A 21,280-nucleotide genomic window follows, 5' to 3' on the forward strand; every position below is an offset into this window, starting at 1 on the left:
TTCCTACAAATCCCTTTTTTGTTTTTCCTCTATAAAAGTTATGGCAATCTTATGAACCATTTGTTCTAAGTTTCTTTCTTTCAGACCTAATAAATCAAATACTTTACGATTTAGTTCATAAGGAATAAGCCCGAAAAATTTCCATGAATAATAATTTGCTAGATGCAGGATATAAACCAATTCTTTATTTCTAATATTGTCACACAATGGTTTGTGAAGGTAAGATGCTGATTCAATCAAAGGATCAGGAAGCCCCCACCAGCTTAATAAGTAACCTCCTACTTCCTGAGATGTCATTTTAAAAGTCTTTTCTTCCAATTTTTCTATCGTTTCTTTTTTCTCCTTAGCATCAGTTATTAAATCCGTATATTCATTTGTAAAAGCAGATTGTAAAATTAAACCCCCAATATTACACAATAAACCTACTGAGTCATATTGAAGGTCAATGTTCTTACACAGTAGTTCTTGATAGATATAATGAACAATTTTATTTGTTAATATTGAATGATTTACTATCAATCCAATATTTTTCTGAGTAATGGCATCATCCAAGCTATCATACCAATCTCTAAATAAAATATTTTCTAAATCATTCAAGTTCAAATAATTTAGTGCTTTCTTTACTGAACCTGTTTTGATACCATATGCAGAATTCACAAAGTACAATACTCTCAACGTTGTCGAAGGATCTCTTTCAATAATTTTGATGATTTCTTCAATTTCTGCCTTCTCCACTAATTTTAATCTTAATTCTTTTTCATTACTGTACAAAGAAGGGAATGCATCTCCATAAATTTCGACAAATCTTAATAGGTTCTTTTGTTCCAAAATATCTTTCAGATAGAATAATCGATTGATTAGGTTGATCATATGATCATTATCCCAGGGCTTTAATAGGTAAAAGAATGCTAAATTTTCCCTAATTGACTTCATAATTATTTCTTTTTCTGCAAAACCACTTAAAATGATTCGGATCAGCTTAGGGTATTTTTTATAAACTTCTTTTAATAGTTCATAGCCATTCATCACTGGCATTTTCATATCTGTAATCAATAAATCAATATTTTCACTTGCCAAAATAGAAAGGGCTTCATTTCCGTTTTCCGCTAAAAAAACACCGTACTCTTCATGAATAAATAATCTTCTTAATGAATTTAGGATACTTTTTTCATCATCTACAAAGAGGATATTTTTCATTTAACAATCCCCCTATAAAAGTGTCAACTATGTTCTTATCAAACTGCTTTCCTCTTCCATTTTGTAAAACCTCAAGTACTTCTTTTTGGGACATCCCTTTTCGATAGATACGATTCGCACGCATAGCATCATATGCATCAGCAACTGAAAGGATTTTGGCTTTAAATAATATTTCATCATTAGTTAGGCCAAGGGGATACCCAAGACCATCAATTCTTTCATGATGTTGACGAATGATTTCTACGACTTCTTTCATAAAATCAATTTCATCTAATATATAAGAACTTACCAAAGGATGATATTTCATTGCTGTATATTCTTCTTCGGTTAATCTATCAGGTTTAAATAATATATGATCCCTAATTACTATTTTCCCTATGTCATGAAACAAACCTGCATATTTAAGTGTTAATTTTTGCTTATATGATAGATTTAGTAAATCAGCAATATATAATGAATAATGAGCTACATTTTTGGAATGTGTAAATAGTTCCATATCTTTTGCTTGTATAACCCTAAGTAAAGTTTTTTCTATCTGTCTATTTGTTTTGACAAGCTTATTTCTTAATTGTTGTATCATATTTTCATATTCATTATTCTTTGTTAATAATTGATTTAAAATCGTATCTTTCTGGTCCATTCTTTGTTTATAATCAATTGACTCTTCTATTATTTTTACAAGATCATCATTTTTCCAGGGCTTTGATATATATCGGTAGATAGAACCTTCATTGACAGCAGAAACGAGCACATCTAGATCAGAATAACCAGTAACTAATATTCTAACTGTATTATAAGACACTTTTTTTGTATACTTTAATATATCGATCCCCAGTACTTTTGGCATTCTCTGATCGGTTATCACAAGATCAAATTGATAGGTATTCAATAAATCATAAGCTTTTTCAGGATAGGTTGTATAATATAAATGATAATTTGAACCATCTAAAACACGCTTAATAGAATTAATCACATTGATCTCGTCGTCAACTAAAAGGATCTTATATTTTTTCAACTTGTTTTCACCTACTTTCAAATATAAATATTAAATCATCATTTCTTTGAGATTAATTGAATGCTTGATGAATGGGGAGTTTAATCATAAATTTAGTTCCGACTCCTTTTGTGCTTTCCACAGTTATAGTTCCATGATGTTGATTAGTAATAATATCATAAGCTATACTTAGTCCTAACCCTGTTCCTTCTCCTACAGGTTTTGTTGTAAAAAAGGGATCAAAGATTGATGATATGTTTTTTTCTTCTATTCCTATTCCATTATCCTCAAGTTCACAATACACAGAATCATCTTTAGCGAATGTTCGAATTTTTATCAAGCCAATCTCTGGTTGTTTCTCTTTAATTGCATAGGTGGCATTTAATAATAAATTGAGCAATACTTGGTCGATTTCTCCACCTATGGCATGAATAGTTGGTATCTCCCCAAGGTATTCTTCAACTTGCACTTGGTATTTTAAGATATTTCTAGTAACAACTAGTGTATTTTTTATTCCTTCATTTAAATCATAATCTTCAAAGGTATCTAATTGTTCCTTTCTAGAGAACATCCTTAATCCTTTTATAATTTCATTTACTCGTTCGATTCCATCATTTGAATCTCTAAATAATTCTTCTAAATCTTCGTTAATAAACGAAATATTATTTTTCCTTTCAATTCTTTCAATTTCTTCTATGATCAAATTAATATTCTCCAATTTCAATTGTTCTTCTTCTCTCAAATTGCCCTTTAATCTTTGATAGACTTCGATCACTTCTTTATATTTATAGAAATATTTCTCTAAGGTATCGAAGTTACTTTTAATAAAAGCTAAAGGATTATTGATTTCATGAGCGACCCCAGCTGCTATCTGTCCAATCGCTGCAAGTTTCTCTTGGTGGATTACTTGGGATTGGGCGCTTTTTAATTTCTCTTCCATCTGCTTTCTCATTGTAATATCCTCAATCTGAGCAATATAGCGAACAATCTTTTTCTTCTCATTTTGGATAGAGGAGATAGATACATGCCCCCAAAATAATTCTCCATTTTTTTTCTTGCTTTGAAATTCACCTTGCCAATTCTGGCTTAATGTAATTGAATCATGAAAAATACTATAATGTTTGCCTAACATTTCTTCATATGTATATCCTGTTAGTTGGGTACATTGTGGATTTACATCTTCTATCTTTCCGTTTTCATCCATAATAATAATACTTATTGGACTCTGTTCAATGATCTTAGATAACATACAAAGGTCTAATTCATCTTTTCTTAGTTTTAAGCGATTATAATAAATGAACAGAAAAACAAATAGTGAAGTAAATATAATTGCAATCAGGTATTTAAAATCATGAAAGGCCAAAATAGAGTGTATAGTGTTGTCATCCTTAAGTTGAGTAACAAAATTGGCTAGCAAAAGGAAAGCGTTAGCTATTATAAAATAGAGAAAAGTAATTTTTAAAGAACTTACTTTCTCTTTTCTATAGTTGGTTGTAAGCTCAGTAGTAAAACCAATCGATGAATTATGATTATTGAGTTTAACCATCAGAATCCTCCCCCTTGAGATTATGATTATCAAAAAATTCGGCTTATTGCATCTACTAAAAAAAGATCTATGTACACCAAGTGCACATAGATCTTTTTCTCAAGTGCAACCTGGCAACCATAGTTAATCCCTTAGGCCCATAGCTTTGCGTCCCTACCTTTCAATAGGTTTGCCAAAATATATCGTTTTTTATCGTTTATTGAATTATACTGAAATAAATAATGAGATTCAATTAAGAATAGACACCCTACCTTTAATAGGCAGTTTTACCACAAATTTAGATCCTATTCCTTCTTTACTTTCTACAGATATTTCCCCTTGATGTTTGTTTACAACGATATCATAAGAAATACTTAATCCAAGACCCGTTCCTGTTCCAACAGGTTTTGTAGTAAAAAAAGGTTCATAGATTCTATTGATAAGCTCTTCTTTTATTCCGATCCCATTATCCTCTATTTCACAGTATACATATTCTTCTTTTTGATAAGTCCTAATCGTAATCATCCCTTCATTACTATCCTGTTTCATTTCTATTGCATATGCAGCATTCAGAATTAAATTTAAAATCACTTGATTGATTTCGGCACCAATGGCAATGATGTTGGGGATATCTGTCAGCTCTTCATTGATATTCGTATCATATGTAATTTTACTTTTGGCGATAATTAAAGCGGTTTTAATTCCTTCATTAAGATCGTAAGGACTAAATTCATTTACCTGATCAATACTGGAAAAAGCTCTTAGTGCATTTACAATCATTTTAATCCGTTCTAATCCTTCATTAGTATCATTTAATAGTTCAAAAAGATCTTCCATTACAAAGGCAATCTTGTTATTCTTTTCATATTCTATAATATCATCCAATATTTTTTCTTTTTTCTCAGTTGAAAGTTCTGAGAAATTGAGCAAGGCATCTTTATACTTTTGTAAGAGTTCCTCTATTTTTAAAGTATATTTTTTAAATGTATGGTAATTACTCGTAATAAAACCCAAGGGGTTATTGATTTCATGAGCGATTCCTGCCGCCAGTTGACCGATTCCTGCCATTTTTTCTTTTTGAATCAATTGAGATTGTGCGTCATTTAACTTCCTAATGGTTTTCTGAAGCACTATATTTTGTTCTTCTATTTTTTTATAAAGTATTTTCTTTTCAGTAATATCCTCTCTCACTGATATAAAATATTTAATTGTACCGTTTTCATCCTTTATTGAGGAAACAGAGGTCGATTCCCAATACAACTCTCCATTCTTTTTCTTATTATAAAATTCACCAGACCATTCTTTACCTGAAAGTATAGTCTTCCAAAAATCAATATACATTTCTTTAGGATGTATTCCGGATTTAAGAATGCTTACATTTTTCCCTATCACTTCTTTATACGTATAACCACTAACTTGCGTAAATTTTGGATTTATGTATTGGATGTACCCGTTTATATCTGTAATAATTACAGATGAAGGACTATGTTCAATCGCACTAAGCAACTTATTAATCTCTTCATCAGCCTGTTTTCTTTTGGTTATTTCATCAGATATCGTCAATCTATTTTTTTCCAATAGCTCTTCCATATTTTTGTAGATGATATTGTTTTCAATAATGACTGCTGCTTGTCCTGCCAAAGAATAAATAATCATTTCATCTTTATCACTAAAAGGAATAACCTTATTTGCTTTCATTTTATTAATAAGCTGTATCACGCCTAACACACGATCTCGGTGATCCTTCATCGGCACCGTTAGGATTGACTTTGTTCTATAACCAGTAACTTGATCAAAACCAGAATTAAACTGGTATTCAACATCACTTGGCAAATCATAAGCATCATCAATTCGTAATGATTGACCAGTAATCACAGCGTAACCGGAAATTCCATTTTTTGAAATCGGCGACGTTGTTGATTCTAGTTCTACCTTCAGGCTATTATTTCTCGCTAATACAAATTTTAATAGTTGATTTTTAGAATTTCTTTCATAAGTAGTCCAATCGAGATTATCTTGGTTAACAACTATATAAATCGTTCCAGCATCAGCAGAAGTCATTTCCATCGATGAATCCATAATTTGTTGTAATAGCTTATTAATATCTTTCTCAGCAGATAATTCTTTTCCTATATTATAGAAACGTTGTACTTCCTTTTCTAAAGTATCCAATTTTTGTTGATGTGTCAGATTATTCTTAAGCTTATAAAGGAATTTACTTATTGTAAACTTACTCTTACACACAAGAATATCATCAAGAAAAGCTTCTCTTGAAAGTAAGTCAATGTTATCTTGAAATAAACCAATCGTTTTATTCTGTGGCTTTCTTAAAATTTGGAAAAGCTGCTCTTCCATTTGATTTAGGAATATATGATCAATAAAGATAATGGTATCATCGGGATCATGGTTTAATCTTAATTCCTTTTCCAATTGGATTAAATCTGTAATGATAAGTATCGGTTCAAATTCATTTTTAATGACATCCAAAAACTCTTCGTATTTTTTGATTGATTCTATACAGATGATCGTTTTTAAATTCGTCAACAAAATTGCACCTCATTCCTGAATCAATAAGAAGATAAAACCGATCATAGATATCAATACATCCATGAAAAGTTTTGCTATAAAATAGTTTAGGCTCATCCATGTACGCCATTTTCTATTATAATAAATAATTAATCCTATGATAATAGCCAATAATCCGATTAAAAAATATATAGAAAAAGAAAAGCTTAGATAAAAAATAAAAAAAGAAACAATCCTTGTTAATTGGCCAACACCCTTTTCATTTCCATTAAAAAAATTTTTCTGGTATGCAGGAAAAATAGCTTTCAGTATAAACTGAATCAAAATTGCGGAAAAAGATGAGATAAAGACCAGAATAATAAGAAACTTGATGATTTGCACATCAATAAGTAATGGTGGAGAAATTTTAACAATTATAGTAGATAACCAATATAGGATCATGATGTGCACGACTTGGTCCAAAATAAAATAGAGAAATGAACCTAAAGAACTCTTAATGGATAGTTTTGATTTAAATGAGTCGATCATAAAATGGAGAATCCCGTTTAATAAAATAAATCCCAATATGTAAGAATTAAATGGGAATAGAAGAATCAGCATGCAAATTGTTATAATTGATGAATGAAGTAAATTCCATCTCCAATCTTTTAGTTTATTTTCTGCAATTTTACCGGTTTGAAATGTAAAATCACCTAGCAGGTGGCCTAATAGTAAGTAATAGAACACATCATTTACCCCTCTGTCTTATTTTAATATGCGAATGTATACATACTTTAAAAAGTAGATGAAAACCCTCTTAATTTTTTAAGAGGGTTTTCATGGATGATTACTAGTACCAAGAATAACGTGAAAAATGCTCAGCCAAAATTTGTTGTTTCTTAACATGAACCTCAATATTTTCCCCTGTTGCCTGATCGTAAAGAAGTCCATCGTATTTGTCTATTCTAATGTGAACTTTTTTAAAGAAATTTGGTGTATCCGGGGCAAATTCAACATATCCTACCCCATTCTCAGCATAAACCTTGACATCAAAAGTGGCCGGCAACTTCTCTGGATCGATAAAATCCTTTTTAAACTCAACATTGACAAAGCCAACTTGATATCTGCCACCATCTTCTGTTACCGTAATCGTATCCGTATAAATCACTGGATTCTCAGCTGCCACAACTGGTATGCTTGAAAGCAAGAGTACAACTGCTGTGATAATAAACATCATTCTTTTCATTCGTCTCACCTCCTTTCGAACCTTATCGCTAAAAGAAAAGGCACCTATATGAACAAGCCATAGGCGCCAAGATGATTTGCTTAATTAGGCAAATCAATAAATAACTCAAGTCATGCTATTAATAATAAAAATTAAACGAAGCATAACCCTAGTAACTTTGTTTCGGCAACCTGGCAATCATAGAATGATTATTCCTTAGACCCATGGCTTTGCGTCCTTACCTTTCGATAAGTTTGCTATTATCGACATCTATTAAGTTTTTTACAAAAAACGACAAAATCGTTTCAATTCTTATCTATACCGTATATAATAGATTTGGAATGATTTACTAACTTACTTTAAGATAAATAAACCATAAACTTCACTTTTTGTCAATCAAAGAACCTAGTTTTTATCATTTTTTTACGCTAGGAGGGATTCTTATTCTTTGTTTTAATTGCGGTTATCACTTACCATCAAATTATCCAAAGGAATGTCCTTTATGTGGGATGAAATTGCCAATAAAATGTTCTTCCTGTGATTCGCCTAACCCCATCATGGCCAAGTTTTGCTTTAATTGTGGACATAAAATATCCCAATCAGAAAAAGAAAGCTCTGTGCAAAACTATGAGATTCTTACGGAAAACAGAAAAAATGTAGCTGTCATCTTTGCTGATGTATCTGGATTTACGGCATTGTCGGAAAAAATGGATCCAGAGGAAGTTCGGGAAATCATCAATGAAACCTTTGCTTATATCACCAAACCTGTATATGAATTGGAAGGAACCATCGACAAGTACATCGGTGACTGTGTGATGATTCTTTTCGGAGCAAAATATCCTCATAGCGATGACCCTTACAGAGCCGTCAGCTGTGGCATGAAGATGATCGACTTAATCCAAGATTTTTCAAAAGAAAGACTATCCAGTAAAGGGGTAACATTAAATCTTTCCATCGGAATTAATTATGGTCAGGTTGTGACTGGAAGTGTGGGAAACTATTTTGATAAAGACTTTACCGTTATGGGAGATGTGGTCAACACAGCGCAAAGACTTCAAACTCAAGCAGCAGCTGGCACGATCCTTGTATCAGAATCTGTCTATCAAGAAACAAATGATCAAATTGATTACTCTCCTGAAAAAGAGATCATTGCCAAAAACAAAGAAAAACCAGTAAAATGCTTCACCCCTCTTCATTTAAAACGAGAAGCAGCTATTGATTCGCTGTTTTTAATCGAACGGGATGATGAAACGAACTTTCTGCATTCAATCTACAAACAACTGAATAGCACAGAGTATATCACCATTATCGGGGAGGCAGGAACTGGTAAAACAAGCCTGCTAAGAAGCTTTACGTCAGAACTAGACAATCAACTTAAAAAACATTGGGTCGATATCAATGTCGGCTACAAAAACAAAATCTATTCGGTTCTGTCCAACATGATCTACCAAATAATGAACCTCCATCCTACTGAAAGTGAAAAGATAAAAGAAAACCGCCTAAAGTCGTATCTTGCTTATCTCTTTCAAAACTCAAGCGTTGGTGAGGAGGAGATTCAACGGAACTATCGTTTTTTAAGCTTGGTTATGGGTTTAAAAAGAGACCATGAATTTCAGAATATCTTGAATGCGATGAACTATGAAGATATCAAAAGAGAAATATTCAATCAGGTTTCTCTATTTATCAAACAAGCCGCTGATAAAGAACCTTTTGTTTTTATCATTGAGAATATCCACTGGGCAGACGCGGGATCAATGGAAATATTGACAAATCTGGTCAAAACACTGCCAGATGTGAAATCCCTTTTCATTTTAACCTCAAGATATGAAATAGAAGAATTAAGTGATAGTGGCAAAAATAGCCATCCTATTCTGAAACTCAAACCGCTTAGTCCAACTGGAACAGAGAAACTAGCTTGCAAACTATTAAATTGCAGCCATCTTGATGAACCATTGCTTCAGGCGATTATTCAATTTACAAAAGGATATCCACTCCATATCAAAGAATATTTGATGGCTCTTAAAAGAAGAAAAACATTCTCTATTCAAGACGGAACTGCATCGATCGATGTATCCGAACTTCAGACGATTCCTAACACCATCGAAAGCCTTATTTTAGCTAACTTATCTGATTTAGATGAATCGGCGAGAAACTTATTACAACTCGCTTCCGTTATCGGGAAAGAGTTTCATTTATCCTGGTTGACTCATTTAATGAATTCAACATCCACTGAAGATGTATTAGCGCTACCAGTAAAAATGAATATTGTTTCACTGCAATCGGTTCATTCCTCATTAGGGAGAGACAAAATCTATACCTTTAATCAAGAAACAGTAAGAGAAGTCATATATCATAGTATGCTAAACAAAACAAAGATGGAATATCATAAAAAAATTGCGGAATGGCTTGAAATCAACTATGAAAAAGACCTTGAAAACTATTACGAACAATTAGCCACTCATTTTGAAAAAGCTGGTAGCCTAAGTCAAGCAAAAGAGTATTACTATAAAGCGGCTTTCAGATTAAAAAAGGATTATCAATATACTAGTACTTTAGACTTTTTTAAGAAATACCTTGAAATCAACGAGAAAACACAAAATAAAGATACAAATAAAACGATTCTTTCTCTCATAGAAATGGGAAATATTTATACTATCCTTGCCCAATATGACAATGCATTAGATCATCTTAAAAAAGCGCTTGAGATCGCAAATGTATCAGATGATATCTATCAGATTCAAATTATGATTGCGAATCTCTATAAAGCTATGAGCCAATACGAAGAGGCATTAGCAATCTTAAATGAGATCCAGCCGAAAATAAGAGAAAACAGTAATACGTATGGGAAATTACTGCAATTAAAATGCAATATTTTAAGAATTTTAGGAAATCCTGAAGCATTGCCTTTAGCAGAAAAATCGGAGGAAATCTTATTAAAAACAAGGGATTACGAAAATCTAGCAGAAACGATGAGTCAAGCTGGTATTTTATATTTTTTAAATGGAGATACTGATAGTTCTCTTTATTATTTGAATAAAGCTTATGATTATGCTGAAAGAATAAATAACCTAAGAACAATGATTAATATATCTGGAAATTTAGGAATTATTTATCATACATCTGGTATGGTATCCAAAGCGCTCAATCATTTTAACAAAGCGATCGAAATTGCAAAAAAAATATCAGATATTCATACTTATATCGCCACTCTTAACAATTTTGGAATTTTATATTTGGAAAAAGGCATATTCGCTAAAGCTGAATCATTATTTCAAGAAGCCATTGTGAAAGCTCAAGATGGAGTATCCATCTATATAATGAGCCAAGCATTATTGAACTTAGGTGACTTAATGTATGAAAAAGGAAGGATAGACCAAGCTTTTGACTACTACAAGCAATCGCTGGAAATAGCAAAGACACATGGTTTACCTGTTGAGGAAGGAATCAACTATATAGGGATGGCAAAGCTTTATTTCAAGCAAAAAGCCGATCAAAATATTCCTGAGCTCTTAGAAAAAGCCTATCAAATTTTTAATGAAACAAATGAGATCTCCTATCTTAGCGACTATTATCGCTATAAGAGTGTATACGAACTGAATCATCATCATCTTGATCTTGCTGTCGAACAGTGTGACCAAGCGATTAATTTTGCCGTGAAAACAAAAAACGATTTGAAAAAATTAAAGGCTTTACGGCTTAAGGGAATCCTTTTAGTGAAGAAAAACATGTACAATGAAGCGATGACACAATATAATGAATCCATCCATTTAGCTGAACAATTAGAATCAGATTATGAAGCAGCAAAGGGATATTACAGACGATTTGAAGCCCTTCTCTCTTCAGATCGCTATGAAGATGCGATAAAAGATTTGCAAAAGGCAAAGGAATTGATCGAGAAAGTGGATGGGTCTAGATGGACGCCTATCGTTCAACAAGCTTATGAACAATATTGTAATCTAAACCATCAATAACAATTAAAACGAAAAAGGGGCTGTCAATAGATGATTTTATCAACTATTGACAGCCCCTTGATTTATTCCTGAAAAATCAGGGCTTATATGAGTTTAACGTTAAACTTTAAATTTTTTAATCATCTCATTTAATCTTTGTGCTAAATCCGCTTGTGAATTGGCCACTTTACTTACTTCTTCAATCGCAGTTGAAATCTCAATCGAATTGTTGGCAATGTCTTGGGAACTAGCTGCTGATTGTTCTACAGATGAGGCCACTGATTCAATCGCTGAATTGATTTGGTCAATCGATGTTGAGATTTGTTCTGATTTTGCTGTAAATTCCTCAAATAATTGACCGATTACATTAGCATCTTGTTGATATTGTTCGCCAGTCTCAAGCAGCATTTTGTAATCTGTAGCTACCTTATCATTTACAAATTGTAAAATATCCTTGGCATTCTCCGATAAATGATGAAAACCATCTTGTACTTGCTTGACCACTTGTTGAATTTCAGAAACGGTAGAGGTAGATTGCTCAGCCAATTTACGTACTTCATCAGCAACTACAGCAAAACCTTTGCCATGTTCCCCAGCTCTTGCTGCTTCAATTGCTGCATTTAAGGCTAATAAATTGGTTTGTCCTGCAATTTCTGCGATCACTTCAGCCATTCTGCCAATTTCTGAAACAACTTTTCCTGCTTCGATCGCTTTAAGGATCCGTTCTTGTTTTTCTTCATAAATTACAGACGCTTCTTTACTTGAATGTTCTACATTTTCTTTTATTTGTTCGGCTCTCTTCTCAATTTCCTTGGCGATTACATTCCCTTCTCCTGCACTTGTGACGAATTGGTTAGTTGCCGTTGCTACTTCTTGTCCTGATGCGCTAATCTCCTCGGTAGAGGCGCTGGTTTCTTCCATTCCCGCTGCGATCTGTTGTGTTGCTGCATTAATGGTTTGACTTTGAGCGGATATTTCCTCCACTGTAGCAGAGAGCTGCTGGCTAGAATCGTCTAATTCCCTTATATTCGTACTAATTTCTTTTATCATCCCTTTTAAATTAGCAACCATCATATTAAGTACTTTTCCAAGCTCGCCAATTTCATCATTAGACTCAATTGTAACCTCATTAATAGAAAGATCATTATTTGCTATTTTTGTAATCTGATTAGCAACTATCAAAATTCGGTTTGATAGTCTATTGCTAAATATATAAACAATGATTCCAGCTAAGAGAATAAGAATCACCATAATCACAAGTTGAAAGGAGACATTCTTTATCATATTTTCCTTGTACACCTTTTCTTGTTGGCCAACTATTGTATCAATTTCATCGATATAGTTTCCTGTACTTACAATATAATTCCATGGTTCAAAGAGTTTTGAATAGACTCTTTTCTCCGTTAGCTTATTTGTTCCTACATCTGTAGGTTTTTCCCACATATATTCGGAAAATCCATTATTTTCACCGTCTTTAGCAGCTTTAATAATATTTTGGATTAAGTAAGTACCATTCGGATCTTTGATATTAAGTCTGTTGCTACCTTCCTGATCTGGAAGCATTGGATGTCCAACCAATATACCATCTGTTCGATCAATCCAAAAATAGCCGGAATCTCCATAGCGCAGTTCCTTTACTAGCTTAACACCTAGCTTTTTCGCATCATCTTCACTCATCGTTCCATTTTGATATTGACTATACGCATAGTTTAATAGAGTGACTGCCGTTTCTACTTCACTTTTAATCATCGTGTCATAATCTCTTAAAAGATTTTCTTTAAAATGGTTAAGTGATTGATGATTTTGATTGATTGTAGATAAAATATTATATCCACCTAAAAGACCTAAAACAAGCAGTACAATAATAACAAAAAACATGATTAGTTTATATTTTATTTTTCTCATTTCCCTGCTCCTTTTCGACAAAATCTATTATTTTTGAACTTAGTTTGACAAAATATCATAGTAAAGTTTACTAAATTTTGATAGATTTTTGAATAATATTTCCCAAAAATAAGACTAAAAATAGGTCAAAATAACTAGATTGTCATTAACACGAAAAGGAGTTTAGGAAGTGGCTATTGTTTATTTTTGTTGCGATTGACTCATTTGCATTACTCTTTGTACATTTCTACTACGGTAAAGAATCGTGCTTCTTTTTAAATACTCTAGCGGAATACTCCAGACATGAACGAGTCGAGTAAATGGCCAAATGCCAAAAATGGCAAAGGCAAAGAGTGTATGCAATTTAAATAGTAAAGGTACATCAACCATTAGTGTTGGATCTGGTCTAAAGAGAAGCAATCCTCTTAACCAAGGTGCAATGGTTTCTCGATAGTCAAATCCACCAACGAATAGATTAAAACCTAGGGTATTATAGACACCTATCGCAATCTCTATAAACAAGAGAACCGCAATTAGAATATCGCTAATATGACTTGTCATACGAACTCGTTTTACATTGACTCGACGGAATAATAGGATCATGATCCCAGCTAATGTGATGATTCCAGCAAAACCACCCCCAAAGATCGCTCCAGCATGATACATCTCTTCTGTCATCCCAAGTGCTTTGGTCCAAGCTTTAGGAACAAGCAATCCAACCAAATGACCACCAAAAACCATCAAAATCCCTACATGAAATAGAATACTTCCCCATTTTAAGGATTTCTTTTCCATAAATTCACTTGATTTCGCTGTCCAGCCTAATTGATCCGTATTATAACGATAAATATGGCCAACAACAAAGATGGTTAATGTAAGATAAGGGAATATCACCCACCAGAATTGGTTCCAAACGTTCATCTTTGCACCTCCTCCTTACTCTACAAAGTGATTAGGTAAGATTTGATTTAAAATCATCAAACTTGCTTCTATCAAATTAGCATATGGACTATCTACCTCTATCAGCTCATCTCTTACCTTTTCAATAGCTGGTTGAAAGGGTGGTAGTAGTTTTGAAATGTCTTTCTGGTCCGCAATTGCAATAAATTCAAGGAAAAGTGGAAGGTAATCAGGCAATTCCTCCGTTTCCATGACAAGGCCTGCCTGTTCGTAAAATTGCTTTAATTCCACTAAAACAACTCCGCGTTCTCTTTCCTCTTTCATTTTTGAATATGACAAGTAGAGATTCGTCTTTTCATTAAAATCGAATGTTTGCACGTAAAGATTCCTTAATTCATCAGCATCCGTTTCTTTTAAATAGGCAAGAAAATGAGTTAACTTTTGATAAATCTCAGGGTTTAAATCGGAGACTTCCGCTATTTCGCTTTCGAAGTCGGCTTCAAACCATTCCTGATCAGGATATTGCAATAGAATAGAGATGAGATGAAGCAATTCCCTATTTCCCATTTTTACCACCTGTCATTAAGAAAAAGCTATGATTGTCTCCATAATAATCCCCAGTCATACAAGTATTACAATCCCCACCATTAAAGTCGAAGCCTGTTGTCCCCTGTTCAGAATAAAGATGCATAAATTCTTCTTTGTGAGCTGTTGAAATCACAAACCGCTCTTCATACTTGGCGATGGCTAGAAGACGATACATTTCTTCGATCATGGTTTCATTTAGACCCAATGCTTGTAAAATCGTTTCGTCATATCCTTTTCCGAGATTTTTGGCTCTCATGAATTGTCTCATTGCTGCCATTCGTTTTAAAACAGTGGTTATCACTTTTTCATCTCCAGCAGATAGCAAATTCGCTAGATATTGAACAGGAATGCGCATTTCATCAATTGCTGGGAAAATATCGACTGGATCTAACTGGGATCCTTTTCCTTCAATTCGGTTCATAATTGGACTTAAAGGTGGAACATACCATACCATTGGCAATGTACGATATTCTGGGTGTAGTGGTAGAGCAATCCCATATTCAATCGCCAACTTATAAATTGGTGACTTGCGTGCTGCCTCTAACCAATCCTCGGAAATGCCATCACGTTTTGCTTGAGCAATCACTTCTGGATCATTCGGATCAAGGAAAAGGCTTAAATGGGATTTATATAATTCCTTTTCATCTTCAACGGACGCAGCTTCTTCTACTCGATCAGCATCATAGAGTAGAACACCAATATAACGAATTCTTCCGGTACAGGTTTCACTACATACAGTAGGCAATCCAGATTCAATTCTTGGGAAACAGAAGGTGCATTTCTCTGCTTTTTGAGTTTGCCAGTTGAAATAGACTTTTTTATAAGGACAGCCTGTCATACAGAAACGCCAACCGCGACATGCTTCTTGGTCAACTAAGACGATTCCATCCTCATCGCGTTTGTACATTGCTCCTGACGGACAGGAAGCGACACAAGAAGGATTTAAACAATGTTCGCAAATTCTAGGTAGATGCATCATAAAGGCTTGCTCAAACTCAAAACGAACATCTTCTTCAATTCCTTTTAAGTTGGGGTCTCGCTTTCCTGTTTCATGCGCCCCTGCCAAATCATCTTCCCAGTTAGGCCCCCATTTCAATTCCATATATTCGCCTGTAATCTGAGACTTTGGCCGTGCAACAGGTTGAACTTTTTTTTGAGGACTATTCGTTAACTTCTCATAATCATAGGTCCAAGGCTCATAATATTCATCGATTGTCGGTAAATCGGGGTTATGGAAAATATTCGCAAGCTTACTTACACGATTTCCCGCTCTTAATTCCAATTTTCCATTCTTTAAGACCCAGCCACCTTTATATTTCTCCTGATTTTCCCATTCCATTGGATAGCCGATCCCTGGTTTTGTCTCTACATTGTTAAACCAGATGTATTCTGCACCTGGACGATTGGTCCAGGTATTCTTACAGGTAATGCTACAAGTGTGGCATCCAATACATTTATCAAGATTCATGACCATGGCTACCTGTGCTTTAATCTTCAAGCCAATCCACCTCCTTGAGTTTACGAATCACTACTTTTAAGTCACGTTGGTTTCCTGTCGGTCCATAATAGTTAAATCCATAACTAAATTGAGCATATCCCCCAATTAAGTGGGTTGGTTTCAAATGAATACGTGTTGGACTGTTATGGGTACCGCCACGTAAATGAGTCACCTGAGAACTTGGTACATTGATGGTACGATCCTGTGCATGGTACATATAGGTTGTTCCTTTTGGTATACGATGGCTAACGACTGCTCGTGCTACGACAACACCATTGCGGTTATATACTTCAATCCAATCGTTATCCTTAATACCAATCTCTTCTGCATCTTCGTTATTCATCCATACGGTTGGGCCGCCTCGGAAAAGGGTTAACATCGTTAATGAATCATAATACATACTGTGGATGTTCCACTTTCCATGTGGTGTTAAGTAACGTAAGGTAATCGTTTTCCCTTCCGATTCAGGCATTTGCTCATGCTTAGCAAATGCTTTAGTTGGAAGAGTAGGTTTAAATACAGGCAAGCCTTCTCCATATTCCAACATAATCTCATGATCAACATAAAAGTGTTGACGCCCAGTTAAGGTTCTAAATGGAACAAGTCGTTCAATATTGGTCGTAAATGGTGAGTAACGACGCCCTTTATTCGTTCCACTAAAGACAGGTGTTGGAATCACTTCTCTTGGTTGAGCAGTAATACTATTAAAATCAAATTTTTCTTCGGTACGACCCTCTACTAAATCTTTTAGCTTAAGACCTGTTTTCTTTTCTTCAGACTCCCAAGCTTTTAATGCCATTTTCCCATTAGTAGCACTAGATAGGGTCATTACTGTTTCCGCTACTTGACGAGCCGTTTCTAACTGAGGCATTCCTTCAGTGATCCCCTTCGTTTTTACTGTGTTGTTGATTCGTTTTAATTCTTCATATTGCTCTTTTGCTGACCAAGCAACCCCATGTGCTCCAATCGGATTTTTCTCGACCAAAGGACCTATTGCCGTATATTTATCATAAATCTTAGTATAATCCCGTTCAACAATGACGAACTTTGGCATGGTTTTACCTGGAATCGCTTCTACTTCACCTTTTTTCCAATCACGAACCTTTCCATAAGGCTGTGCAATTTCATCAGGTGAATCATGCAATAATGGTGCAGCGACAACATCCTTTTGCACACCGGGTAAATAGGTTTTTGCCATTTCTGAAAATACCTTTGCTAAGCCTTTGAAGGTATCCCAATCCGATTTAGACTCCCAAGGAGGATTTATCGCAGGATTAAATGGATGGACAAATGGATGCATATCTGTACTGCTAATATCATGCTTTTCATACCAGGTTGCTACTGGTAAAACGATATCGGAATACATAGCTGTTCCAGACATTCTAAACTCTAGGTTCACTAGTAAATCTAGTTTACCTTCTGGTGCTTGTTCACGCCATTTGATTTCACTTGTGCGCAGTTCTTTGCTCTCTTCGCCAAGCAAACCATGAGAGGTACCTAAGAAGTTTTTCAAGAAATAATCGTGCCCTTTTCCAGAACTAGAAATTAAGTTTGCACGCCAGACAAATAAAGTACGAGGGAAGTTCAATGGATGATCTGGATCTTCAACAGAAAATTGCATCCGGCCTTCTTTTAACTCTTTTACGATATAGGAAACAGGTTCTTCTCCGGCTTTTTTTGCTTCTTCTACTAGTTTGATAGAATTACGATCAAACTGTGGGTAAGAAGGTAACCAGCCTAAACGGGCTGCTAAAGCATTATAGTCTGCTGCATGTTGGTATCTTGGTTTTTCTACATTTGCTGCAATTAATTCGTTCATCGGCAATTCTTCATAGCGCCACTGATCTGTTGCAAAGTAATAATAAGATGTGGCATTTTGTAATCTTGGTGGCATTTGCCAATCTCTTGCAAAAGCGACGGTTTGCCAACCTTCTGCTGGACGGACTTTTTCTTGTCCTACATAGTGAGCCCAACCACCACCATTTACTCCTTGGGATCCTGTTAAGAGGACAAGATTTAAAATGGTACGGTAAATTGTATCTGCATTGTACCAGTGATTAATTCCTGCTCCCATGATGATCATTGAACGACCATTAGTATCTACCGCATTCTGAGCAAATTCACGGGCAATTTGAATCACTTGCTCCCGTGGTACACTGGTATATTCTTCTTGCCATGCAGGTGTATATGGTTTTTTGTCATCATAATCTTTTGGATAATCGCCTGGTAAGCCACGATCTATTCCATAGTTGGCAAGCATGAGATCATAAACGGTCGTAACGAAAAGTTCTTTTCCGTCTTTTTCAACCCTTTTTACCGGAACAGAGCGATGAAGGATATCTCGATTCAGATCATCAAAGTAAGGAAGTTCAATAGAGACTATCTTGTCTTCGACTCCTAAAAGAGAAATACTTGGATCATAAGCATTCCCTTTCTCATCTTGCATCTGAAGATTCCAATTTCCTTTCCCTTCATGACGATGTCCAATACTTCCAATCGGAACGACGAATTGCTGTGTTTTTTCATCAAAGACTACTGTTTTCCATTCTGCATTTTCGTAAGTGTCAGCTAAGTCGTTTGCTAAGAGGAAACGGTCAGTAATAAAGCTGTCCCCTTTTTTCTTTAATGTAACTAGGTAAGGTAGGTCAGTATATTTCTTTGCATAGTCTATAAAATAGGGCGTTTGTTTTTCGATATAAAATTCTTTAAGAATAACATGGGTCATGGCCTGTGCTAATGCACCATCAGAACCAGGGTTGACAGCTAACCATGTATCAGCGAATTTCACTGATTCTGCATAATCCGGGCTAACGGAAACGACTTTCGTTCCTTTGTAGCGTACTTCAGTCATAAAATGGGCATCAGGTGTACGTGTTAAAGGTACATTTGAACCCCACATCATTAAATAACCTGCATTGTACCAATCACTACTTTCAGGTACGTCCGTTTGTTCACCCCAAATTTGTGGTGAAGCTGGAGGTAAATCTGCATACCAATCATAGAAGCTAAGCATGGGGGCTCCAACTAAGGATAAAAAACGAGAACCAGCGGCATAACTGATCATCGACATCGCTGGAATCGGTGTAAATCCAGCAATTCGATCAGGACCATATTTTTTAATCGTATAAAGAAGTTGTGCAGAGATGATTTGATAAGCTTCATTCCATGAAGTACGAACCATACCCCCTTTACCTCGAGCTGATTTGTAAGCTCGGACTTTGTCCGGGTCTTCTACAATTCGCTTCCATGCTTCTACAGCATCACCGTTTGCTTCTTTTAGAGCATCACGCCAAAATTGAAGTAGAATACCGCGAATATATGGGTATTTCACGCGTAGCGGGCTATAGGTATACCATGAAAAACTTGCTCCCCTAGGACATCCCCTTGGTTCAAATTCCGGCATATCTGGCCCTGTTGTCGGGTAATCAATCGCTTGATTTTCCCATGTGATAATTCCATCCTTAACAAATACCTTCCAACTGCAAGAACCAGTACAGTTTACCCCATGAGTTGTACGAACGACTTTATCGTGCTGCCAACGATTACGATAAAGTTTTTCCCATTCTCTATCTTGAGAAGTTAATTCGCTCCAACCATTGGCATATTGTTCTTTAGGTTGGAAAAATCTTAACTTTTTCCATAATGGTGAACGTTTCTTTCCCATGCGTATCTCCTCCCTTTAATGTATTGAATGTGTTTAATAATCCAGTATATTATTTTGATTTGATAATTTCATAAGGTATTGACGATGATTAATAGCAACATTCACAAGCGTATAAATGGCCAAAAGTAAAAAACCTAAACTATAATTTCCTGTCATCTCTTTAATCATTCCCATCAAAATCGGAGGAAAAAATCCCCCTATTCCACCAACCGCACCCACTATTCCTGTCACAGCGCCAGTATCATTAGGGAACAATTGAGCTACTAGTTTAAAAACAGCTCCATTACCAATACCGACAAATAAAGCGATGGTTAATGAGCCTATCGAAAACAAAATAAAATTCTTTGTGCAAAATGTAAGAAGGATTGAACTAAAAATAATCATGAGAAAAGCAATATGTAATACTTTGCCTGCATGATATCGGTCTGAGAAATACCCACCTAATGGTCTAGCTGCAGTGGCTAGAATGATAAAACCGGCAGCTCTTAATCCTGCATCAACTGTCGATAGATGAAATAAATCTTGCAGTAAAGAAGGTAGATAAACACCAAAAGCAACAAAGGAACCAAAGGTCACAAAATAAAAGTTAGATAAAGCCCATGTATCTTTGTATTTCATTACTGAAAAAGATTGAAGGATAAACTTCTTTTGTTGAAGCAATGGCATTTCCTTTGTATTGGTCCAAAAAAGAATCGCCGTAATCCCTGTAACCGTAGACATCAGCCAAAAAGTGATTGAAATCCCAAAGTGGTTAGCGACTGTAGGCAAGGTGAAATTAGAAACAGCAGTCCCTGCGTTCCCAATCCCCACAATTCCTAAAATTAGTCCTTGTTTTTCTTGTGAATAGAATTTAGAGACATAAGTAATCGCAATGGCAAACGATGTCCCTGCCATACCAATAAGAAATGCCCAAAAAAGCAACATGGTAAAGGACTGAGCAAGGCCAATTCCGACGGTTGGAATGATTAAAAACAAAAGAAGCAAAGTAAAAACCTTTCTTCCTCCATAAAGATCAGTAATCACACCAACCGGAATTCTCATCAGCGATCCGAGCAAGACAGGGATTGCAACAAGGATGCTCTTTTCTGTAACCGACAAACGGTAAACCCTTCCAATTTCATATGCCATTGGTGCCAGTGAAGCCCATAAAACAAATGTAACGATCATCGCAAAGACAGTAACGATCAATGTTGTTCTTGGAGTTTCATGATCAGAGAGGTCTTTTTTTACATTCATACTATTACCCCCCTCTTTTTCATTACATACCATTTTAACCCTCTTTTAAATCAGGGGAATCCCCTATTTTGTTTAGTGGACTCCCCTATTTACACGGGTAGGAATTTTCCTAAG

The 21,280-nt window shown here is 35.0% G+C and carries 13 protein-coding genes, 1 pseudogene and 2 riboswitches; of the genes and pseudogenes, 2 read left to right on the forward strand and 12 right to left on the reverse strand.

What is annotated here, in order from left to right; genetic code table 11:
- Positions 1 to 3 precede the first annotated feature (3 nt).
- The 6 genes from BEN26_RS05860 to BEN26_RS05885 form a co-directional block, all read right to left on the reverse strand.
- Positions 4 to 1,197: a response regulator gene (locus BEN26_RS05860; protein ID WP_069798469.1), complete on the reverse strand. Its 1,194-nt coding sequence runs from the start codon at positions 1,195 to 1,197 to the stop codon at positions 4 to 6.
- Complete coding sequence (locus BEN26_RS05865; protein WP_069798467.1) at positions 1,172 to 2,212, reverse strand: HD domain-containing phosphohydrolase; 1,041 nt, start codon at positions 2,210 to 2,212, stop codon at positions 1,172 to 1,174. The genes BEN26_RS05860 and BEN26_RS05865 overlap by 26 nt, the downstream gene beginning before the upstream one ends.
- Before the next feature lie 52 nt (positions 2,213 to 2,264).
- Positions 2,265 to 3,737 carry a PAS domain-containing sensor histidine kinase gene (locus tag BEN26_RS05870; RefSeq protein WP_084818753.1) on the reverse strand — a complete coding sequence of 491 codons (1,473 nt, stop codon included), beginning with the start codon at positions 3,735 to 3,737 and terminating at the stop codon, positions 2,265 to 2,267.
- Between the two features lie 101 nt (positions 3,738 to 3,838).
- Positions 3,839 to 3,921: riboswitch (cyclic di-GMP riboswitch) on the reverse strand.
- 44 nt (positions 3,922 to 3,965) lie between these two features.
- Entirely contained in the window at positions 3,966 to 6,263 is a 2,298-nt protein-coding gene (locus BEN26_RS05875) for an ATP-binding protein (RefSeq protein WP_220126415.1), read from the reverse strand.
- A gap of 9 nt (positions 6,264 to 6,272) precedes the next feature.
- Entirely contained in the window at positions 6,273 to 6,968 is a 696-nt protein-coding gene (locus BEN26_RS05880; protein WP_069798465.1) for a DUF3307 domain-containing protein, read from the reverse strand.
- A 103-nt stretch (positions 6,969 to 7,071) separates the two neighbouring features.
- Positions 7,072 to 7,467, reverse strand: a complete 396-nt coding sequence (locus BEN26_RS05885) for a hypothetical protein (RefSeq protein WP_069798463.1) — start codon at positions 7,465 to 7,467, stop codon at positions 7,072 to 7,074.
- 161 nt (positions 7,468 to 7,628) lie between these two features.
- Positions 7,629 to 7,715: riboswitch (cyclic di-GMP riboswitch) on the reverse strand.
- 120 nt (positions 7,716 to 7,835) lie between these two features.
- Between BEN26_RS05885 and BEN26_RS14270 the strand changes: the two are divergent.
- Both BEN26_RS14270 and BEN26_RS05890 read left to right on the forward strand, forming a co-directional pair.
- A pseudogene (locus BEN26_RS14270) lies at positions 7,836 to 8,018 on the forward strand (double zinc ribbon domain-containing protein); the annotation flags it as partial.
- A gap of 45 nt (positions 8,019 to 8,063) precedes the next feature.
- Positions 8,064 to 11,417 carry a tetratricopeptide repeat protein gene (locus tag BEN26_RS05890; protein WP_220126416.1) on the forward strand — a complete coding sequence of 1,118 codons (3,354 nt, stop codon included), beginning with the start codon at positions 8,064 to 8,066 and terminating at the stop codon, positions 11,415 to 11,417.
- Positions 11,418 to 11,516: 99 nt separating this feature from the next.
- On the opposite strand, the gene BEN26_RS05895 is transcribed toward BEN26_RS05890, so the two are convergent.
- The 6 genes from BEN26_RS05895 to BEN26_RS05920 all read right to left on the reverse strand — a co-directional run bounded on the left by BEN26_RS05895 (position 11,517) and on the right by BEN26_RS05920 (position 21,166).
- Positions 11,517 to 13,301: a methyl-accepting chemotaxis protein gene (locus tag BEN26_RS05895; RefSeq protein ID WP_069798461.1), complete on the reverse strand. Its 1,785-nt coding sequence runs from the start codon at positions 13,299 to 13,301 to the stop codon at positions 11,517 to 11,519.
- Positions 13,302 to 13,481: 180 nt separating this feature from the next.
- The gene (narI, locus tag BEN26_RS05900; RefSeq protein WP_069798459.1) at positions 13,482 to 14,201 is read right to left on the reverse strand and encodes a respiratory nitrate reductase subunit gamma; all 720 of its coding nucleotides are present in this window, start codon (positions 14,199 to 14,201) and stop codon (positions 13,482 to 13,484) included.
- Between the two features lie 15 nt (positions 14,202 to 14,216).
- Positions 14,217 to 14,747: a nitrate reductase molybdenum cofactor assembly chaperone gene (narJ, locus tag BEN26_RS05905; protein ID WP_069798458.1), complete on the reverse strand. Its 531-nt coding sequence runs from the start codon at positions 14,745 to 14,747 to the stop codon at positions 14,217 to 14,219.
- The gene (gene narH / locus BEN26_RS05910; protein WP_084818752.1) at positions 14,737 to 16,266 is read right to left on the reverse strand and encodes a nitrate reductase subunit beta; all 1,530 of its coding nucleotides are present in this window, start codon (positions 16,264 to 16,266) and stop codon (positions 14,737 to 14,739) included. The genes narJ and narH overlap by 11 nt, the downstream gene beginning before the upstream one ends.
- Positions 16,256 to 19,930 carry a nitrate reductase subunit alpha gene (locus tag BEN26_RS05915; protein WP_069798456.1) on the reverse strand — a complete coding sequence of 1,225 codons (3,675 nt, stop codon included), beginning with the start codon at positions 19,928 to 19,930 and terminating at the stop codon, positions 16,256 to 16,258. The genes narH and BEN26_RS05915 overlap by 11 nt, the downstream gene beginning before the upstream one ends.
- A 33-nt stretch (positions 19,931 to 19,963) precedes the next feature.
- Positions 19,964 to 21,166 carry an MFS transporter gene (locus BEN26_RS05920; protein ID WP_068724889.1) on the reverse strand — a complete coding sequence of 401 codons (1,203 nt, stop codon included), beginning with the start codon at positions 21,164 to 21,166 and terminating at the stop codon, positions 19,964 to 19,966.
- Between the last annotated feature and the right edge of the window lie 114 nt (positions 21,167 to 21,280).

This window comes from Tepidibacillus sp. HK-1 (assembly GCF_001748485.2).
In the GTDB taxonomy this organism is placed as follows: Bacteria; Bacillota; Bacilli; order Tepidibacillales; family Tepidibacillaceae; genus Tepidibacillus_B; species Tepidibacillus_B infernus.

Coding starts and splice junctions, on each gene's coding strand:
- BEN26_RS05860 (WP_069798469.1), bottom strand. CDS start 1,197: ATGAAAAATATCCTCTTTGTAGATGATGAAAAAAGTATCCTAAATTCA.
- BEN26_RS05870 (WP_084818753.1), bottom strand. CDS start 3,737: ATGGTTAAACTCAATAATCATAATTCATCGATTGGTTTTACTACTGAG.
- BEN26_RS05885 (WP_069798463.1), bottom strand. CDS start 7,467: ATGAAAAGAATGATGTTTATTATCACAGCAGTTGTACTCTTGCTTTCA.
- BEN26_RS05895 (WP_069798461.1), bottom strand. CDS start 13,301: ATGAGAAAAATAAAATATAAACTAATCATGTTTTTTGTTATTATTGTA.
- narI (WP_069798459.1), bottom strand. CDS start 14,201: ATGAACGTTTGGAACCAATTCTGGTGGGTGATATTCCCTTATCTTACA.
- narJ (WP_069798458.1), bottom strand. CDS start 14,747: ATGGGAAATAGGGAATTGCTTCATCTCATCTCTATTCTATTGCAATAT.
- BEN26_RS05915 (WP_069798456.1), bottom strand. CDS start 19,930: ATGGGAAAGAAACGTTCACCATTATGGAAAAAGTTAAGATTTTTCCAA.
- BEN26_RS05920 (WP_068724889.1), bottom strand. CDS start 21,166: ATGAATGTAAAAAAAGACCTCTCTGATCATGAAACTCCAAGAACAACA.